This is a genomic window from Streptomyces sp. NPDC044984, from assembly GCF_040646935.1.
Lineage (GTDB): Bacteria > Actinomycetota > Actinomycetes > Streptomycetales > Streptomycetaceae > Streptomyces.
In genome coordinates, this window is record NZ_JBEZBE010000031.1 from 103,389 (window position 1) to 109,479 (window position 6,091).

6 protein-coding genes are annotated in these 6,091 nt (G+C 72.7%); 2 read left to right on the forward strand and 4 right to left on the reverse strand.

The genetic code is table 11. The annotated features are described in order from the left end of the window. The first annotated feature begins 15 nt into the window (after positions 1 to 15). On the forward strand, positions 16 to 1,395 hold the full coding sequence (locus AB0A94_RS29220; protein ID WP_361748905.1) for a GH1 family beta-glucosidase: 1,380 nt from the start codon (positions 16 to 18) through the stop codon (positions 1,393 to 1,395). Between the two features lie 10 nt (positions 1,396 to 1,405). Here the strand turns inward: AB0A94_RS29220 and AB0A94_RS29225 are convergent, their stop codons facing one another. From AB0A94_RS29225 to AB0A94_RS29240, 4 genes are all read right to left on the reverse strand, one after another. Then, positions 1,406 to 2,641, reverse strand: a complete 1,236-nt coding sequence (locus tag AB0A94_RS29225; RefSeq protein WP_361748906.1) for a PP2C family protein-serine/threonine phosphatase — start codon at positions 2,639 to 2,641, stop codon at positions 1,406 to 1,408. A 101-nt stretch (positions 2,642 to 2,742) separates the two neighbouring features. Next, complete coding sequence (locus tag AB0A94_RS29230) at positions 2,743 to 3,495, reverse strand: IclR family transcriptional regulator (protein ID WP_361748907.1); 753 nt, start codon at positions 3,493 to 3,495, stop codon at positions 2,743 to 2,745. Positions 3,496 to 3,576: 81 nt separating this feature from the next. Continuing rightward, positions 3,577 to 3,999 carry a DUF6003 family protein gene (locus AB0A94_RS29235; RefSeq protein WP_361748908.1) on the reverse strand — a complete coding sequence of 141 codons (423 nt, stop codon included), beginning with the start codon at positions 3,997 to 3,999 and terminating at the stop codon, positions 3,577 to 3,579. A gap of 269 nt (positions 4,000 to 4,268) precedes the next feature. Further along, a complete protein-coding gene (locus AB0A94_RS29240) occupies positions 4,269 to 5,684 on the reverse strand; it encodes a cellulose binding domain-containing protein (protein ID WP_361748909.1) in 1,416 nt (471 codons plus the stop codon). Positions 5,685 to 5,866: 182 nt separating this feature from the next. On the opposite strand from AB0A94_RS29240, the gene AB0A94_RS29245 reads away from it, so the two are divergent. Continuing rightward, the coding region (locus tag AB0A94_RS29245) for a helix-turn-helix domain-containing protein (RefSeq protein WP_361748911.1) at positions 5,867 to 6,091 on the forward strand (225 nt) is incomplete at its 3' end.

A 6,091-nucleotide genomic window follows, 5' to 3' on the forward strand; every position in this document is an offset into this window, starting at 1 on the left:
ATGGACTCGCACCGCATGAGCGACTTCCCCCGTTTCCCGCCCGGCTTCGTCTTCGGCGCCGCGACCGCCTCGTACCAGATCGAGGGCGCGGCGTACGAGGACGGGCGCGGACCGTCGATCTGGGACACCTACAGCCACACCCCCGGCCTGGTCGCGAACGGCGACACCGGTGACACCGCCTGCGACCACTACCACCGCTACCCCGAGGACGTGGCCCTGCTGCGCGACCTCGGCGTCGGCTCGTACCGCTTCTCGATCGCCTGGCCGCGGATCGTGCCGGACGGCACCGGCCCGGTGAACCCCAAGGGCCTGGACTTCTACTCCCGCCTGGCCGACGAACTCCTCGCCGCCGGCATCGAGCCCGCCGCCACCCTCTACCACTGGGACCTCCCGCAGGCGCTCGAGGACCGCGGCGGCTGGCGGGTGCGGGAGACCGCGGAGCGGTTCGCCGAGTACGCGGCCGTCGTCGCCGAGCGCCTGGGCGACCGGGTGCCCCGCTGGATCACCCTCAACGAGCCGTGGTGCAGCGCCTTCCTCGGCTACTCCGTCGGCCGTCACGCCCCGGGCGCCCGCGAGGGCCGGGGCGCCCTGGCCGCCGCCCACCACCTCCTGGTCGGCCACGGACTGGCCGTCCAGGCGCTCCGGTCCGCGGGCGTCCGCGAGGTCGGCATCACCCTCAACCTCGACCACCACCTGCCCGCCACCGGCTCCGCCGCCGACCGGGAGGCCGTCGTACGCGCCGACACCCTGCACAACCTGGTGTGGACGGAGCCGATCCTCGCCGGGCGCTACCCGGACACCGAGGAGGACACCTGGGGTGAGCTGATCACCGCACAGGACTTCCGCCGCGACGGCGACCTGGAGCTGATCCATCAGCCCCTGGACTTCCTCGGCGTCAACTACTACCGCCCGATCGTCGTCGCCGACGCCCCGTACCGCGAGGACGACCCCGCCCTGCGCGTGGCGACCGACAACCGCTACGCCGAGACGACGCTGCCCGGCGTCCGGCACACCGCGATGGGCTGGCCGGTGGCCCCCGACACCTTCACCGACCTCCTGGTGGACCTGAAGGAGCAGTACGGCGACGCCCTGCCGCCGGTCCACATCACCGAGAACGGCTCCGCCGAGGACGACGAGGTGAGCGCGGACGGTGCCGTGCACGACACCGACCGGGTGGCGTACCTGCGCGACCACCTCACCGCGCTGCGGGCCGCGATCGACGCCGGCGTGGACGTGCGCGGCTACTACGTGTGGTCGCTGCTCGACAACTTCGAGTGGGCCTTCGGCTACGACAAGCGCTTCGGCATCGTCCGGGTCGACTACGACACGCAGCAGCGCACCCCGAAGGACAGCTACCACTGGTACCGGCGCATGATCGCCGCCCAGCGGCCCTGACGGACCGGCCCTAGGCGGCGCCTTCACGGTCGTCGAAGGCGCCGCCGACGCCCGGTTCCGGCCGCGCCGTGAGCGGCAGGACGACGGGGGAGTCCGCGTCCACCGCCCCGGCGGCGAGGACGGGCTTGCGCAGCAGGAGCAGTGCCGCGTCGTCGTGCAGCCGGCCGCCCACGTGGTCCAGCAGTTCCTGGTGCAGCGCGGCGAGCGTACGGGCCGGCTCGTCGCACAGGTGCCGGGCCAGGCCCTCGGCCAGCGGGTAGAACTCACGGCCGGCGTCACGGGCCTCCGTGACCCCGTCGGTGTAGAACAGCAGCTGGTCCCCCTCGGTGAAGGACACCACCTGAAGGCCGGGGCACTCACCCGACAGGGCACGCAGCCCCAGGGGCGGCGCCGGGCTGACGGGGTCCACCGGCACCACCTCGGTGCCGCGGACCAGCAGCGGGGGAGCGTGTCCGCAGTTGACCACCTCCAGCCGCCCCGGCTCCGGGTAGCCGGCGACCACGGCGGTGACGAAGTCGTCGTGGCCGAGGTTGCGGGCCAGGCTCCGTTCGATCCGGCAGACCACGTCCAGCAGGTCCGGCTCGTCGTAGGCGGCCTCCCGGAAGACACCGAGCACCAGGGCGGCCGTCCCCACGGCCGGCAGACCCTTGCCGCGCACGTCACCGACGATCATCCTGACCCCGTGCGGGGTGGGGATGAGGGCGTAGAGGTCGCCGCCGATCCGGGCCTCCGCCGCGGCGGCGCTGTAGTGGACCGCCGCCTGGAACGGGCCGACGGTCTCCGGGACCGGCTTGAGCAGGGCGTGCTGCGCGGTCTCCGCGACGGAACGGACGGCCGCGAGCACCCGCTCCCGGCGTCCGCGCAGGGCGCTGGCGAACGTGCCGGCCAGGGCGACGGTCACCAGCGCGGCGAGCACGACGGCCAGCTCCGGGGCCGCCATGCCGTGCCGGGCGCCGATCGCCCCGCCGAGGAGGGAAGCGAGGAGACCCACCCCGAGGACCCCGGCCGGCCGGCTGGTGGCCGCCGCCAGCGCCGGTCCGGCGGCGAGCAGCGGCAGCCAGACCGTGCCCGTTCCGCCGACGAGGTCGACGAACACGACGAGGAAGACGATCAGTACGGGGAGGGCGGGCGTGCCGGCGGCCCAGTGCGCGGCGGCCCGTGCCCGGGGCGACCACGTGTGGCGGACTCCCCGCTGGTACTGCCGTATCGGCCAGTGGTCGCGTCCATGCTGACGGGCGTGACTCATGTGTCGTCCGCAGTCCTCACCTTTGCGCGGCGTGCGCGCGTCCGTAATGCCTGACTTGACCAGGAAAGATGACTGTCGCGAACGTCACAAGGGCGCGCTTTTCAGATAGTGAACGACAGCCCTCGGGTCACCCGCCCGGCGGTCGGCAGGAGGCGCTCGCGGACCTCGTCGAGCCGGTGCAGCCGGTCCTTCGGCATGGAGACGCCGAGCGAGCCCAGGGTGTCCCCGCTGTAGACCGGCACCGCGACACAGACGGTGCCCAGGGAGTACTCCTCCAGGTCGGTGACGGCCGGCGCCAGGTCGCTGGTCTCGAGCCGGCGGATCAGCTCCGGAGCCGTGGTGATCGTCCGCGGGGTGAGGTCGTTGAGGGGGTGCCGGGAGAGGTACTCCCTGCGTGCCTCGTCGTCGAGCTCCCGGAGCACCGACTTGCCCAGCGCGGTGGCGTGCCCGGCGTCCTCGAACCCCACCCACAGCTCGGCCCGCGGGGTGCGGGGGCTGTCGACGATCTCGGCGACGCGGATCTCGCCGTCCTCGTAGAAGGTGAGGTAGGCGGCGGTGGACAGCTCGTCCCGCAGTGCGGCGAGCGCCGGCCGGACCCGGCTGAGCAGCGCCTGGCCGCGGCCCGCCGTGTGCAGGGTCTGGAACCGGTCGCCCAGGACGAATCCGCCGTCGTCCAGCTTGCGCAGATACCCGTCGTGCACCAGCGTGCGCAGCAGGTGGTAGGCCGTGGCCAGGGGCAGCCCCGTCTCACGGGCCAGCTGTTTCGCCGGCGCGCCGTTCTCGTGGGCGCCCGCCGCCTCCAGCAGCCGGAAGGCACGCTGCACGGAGGTGATGAGCGTCGGGCCCGCACCCATGGGACCAGCCTGCGCCGGCCGCCCGCCGCAGGCAAGACCGGCGTCGCTCCCGCTTCCCGCCGCGGCCGGACGCCGCGTCGCTCAGTGGGCCGCCGCCTTCACTGTCGTGAGGTCCTCACCGGTCAGTTCCGCGATCCGGTGGGCCGGAACCCCGGCGGCCAGCGCCCGCGTCAGCAGTCCGTCCCGTCCGTTCGTGCAGGACCGGTAGGCCAGCAGTTCCTCCTCCACCCGCGCCTGGTCCGGGGGAGTGAGCTCACCGCGCAGGCGGCTCAGCTCCTCGGCGCCGAGCGGAACGGGAAGGCGCTCGGTGCCCTCCGGAATGGCCCCCGTCTCCTCGGGCGGGAGGAGGCGCAACCGGGGGGAGGTGACGGTGACCCCCTGCGCGCCGAGCCAGGCACGCACCGCCGGCGTGTCCAGGCAGGCGAGTTCCCCCACGGCGGCCAGGGGGACGCCGAGCGGTCCGTCCGCGTCGTCGAGCAGGACCAGGTAGGCGTCGTCGGTCATGTCCGGATGTCCCTTCCTCACGGGAAAGCGGTCACTGATCGCAGCTCCTCTACCCCGTGAAGGCACTCTCACCGCGCACTGCCCACGATGGGGTGACCACCGTCCCGCGACCCCGGTCCCGCCCGTGGCTCGTCGGCGGAAGCCCCGGAAGCCCCGGAAGGTTGCGTGAACGCGGGGGGAACGGACGGGCGCCCACCGGAATGCGGCCGGGTCCGCACGGAGCGGACCCGGCCGGCGGGTTGGCGGGGATCACGCCGCCGCGCGAGGGCTCAGGGAGCGGGGACCTCGTCCACGAAGGACGTGCCGGCATCGCGGTAGGCGTCGATCCTCGCGGACACCTGGGCCGGGGTGAGCACCTGGTCCTTGACGTGCAGCACGTAGTCGACCTGCTGGTCGTAGGCGCGGGGTGTGGTCGACGTCTGGCCGTCGAGGTCGATCAGCCACTGGTTGAAGTTGATCGACATCGGGCGCTCGGGCAGGTACGCGGCGTCGTGGGTGCCGAAGTGCTGCCCGTCCACGTAGTAGGTGATGGCGGTGTCGTCGATGGTCACGACGAGGTCGTGCCAGCCGGCGAAGCTGCGCCGGCTCTCGCTGTGCTGGTTGACGGCCTGCCAGGGGTCGGGATCGTAGGTCTCCCACGAGGTCGTGTACAGGATGTTGGACGGCTCGCCCCAGCCCCCGTTGGGCAGGTACTCGAAGTCGTACTCGGCGTAGTCGTCGGCCATCGGGGCCTTGAGGTCGTTGATGGTGAAGAAGGTCTGGACGACGCGGTCGCCGTCGGGGCCGTACTTGGGGGCGTCGGAGAACCGCACCCGGGCGGCGTAGGTGCCGTTCCTGAACTTCATGCTCCTGGTGAGGACTTCGGTGTGGACGGTGGAGGCGCCGGTGCCGGCGGTGGAGGTCTCCAGGTTCATCACCGAGTTGCCGCCCGAGGCGCTGAAGGTGACCTTGGACGGGTCCCAGGCCGCGCCGGGCACGCCGGGGCCGCCGGAGTTGGAGCGCACGCTCCAGCCGTGCGCGGAGAGCGCCGGGTCGGTGTGCGAGGTGTAGGAGAAGTCGTCGAACAGGGTCCGGCCGTCGCCCGGCGGGTCGGTCGGGTCCGTGGTGTCGTCGCCCTCGGGCGCGGTGCCCCACACCGTGGCGCCGGCGAGCCGGGCGGTGACCTTGTTCCAGTCGGCGTACGAGGTCCGCGCGCCGTCGAAGGAGTAGTCGTCGCTCTGCCGCAGCGTCCGCCAGTCGGCCCGGTGGAAGCGCAGTTGCATGTCCCCGGTGTCGGCGCCGGGGGCCAGTGATCCGGCGGACGCGGTGAACCCGATCTCCAGGTAGCGGTCGGCCGTCGCCGTGGGGTGGGCGAGGGTCCCGAACGTGCCGGTGACGGCGGAGCAGCCCCTGACCGCCCAGGAGCAGGCGAAGCGGTACGAGGCGTCCGGGGAGTCGGCCTTGAAGTAGTAGCGGATCTTCACCTGGCTCAACCGCACGGTGGTGGAGCCGGTGTTGCGGACCTTGAACCAGGGCTCGCTCTGGTCGGCGGTGGCCCCGCCGGAGCCGGTGCGGTACTGGACGGCGAGGGCGCCGTCCGCGGCGGCGGCGGTGGTGGCGGGGAGGCCGGTCAGGGCGGCGCCGCCGAGCAGGGCGGTCAGTGCGAGTGCCGCTCGGGTGCGGCGGCCGGTGGGACGAGTGCTCATCGGTGCTCTCCTTTGTGGATACCCCCGGCTTCAGCCGGGGGTGGGGGTACCTCCCGCTTGCGGGGGAGAAACGAAGCTCCCGCGGAGCGGGGCGGGGAAAGCCGGTTCGCCGCCGGGGCGGACCGGCTTTCACCCCAAACCACCGGCAGCTCGTCACAAACTGATGGGCTGGTATGTGAACCGTGCGGACCACCCCTGTGAAGCGGGCGTTCAAGTACCGCTTCCAGCCGACCGATGCGCAGGCAGCCGAGCTGTCGCGCACGTTCGGCTGCGTGCGGAAGGTCTACAACCTGGCCCTGGCCGCCCGCACTCAGGCGTGGACGCGGCAGGAGCGGGTGAACTACAACCAGACGTCGGCGATGCTGACGGCCTGGAAGAAGACCGAGGAACTCGCGTACCTCAACGAC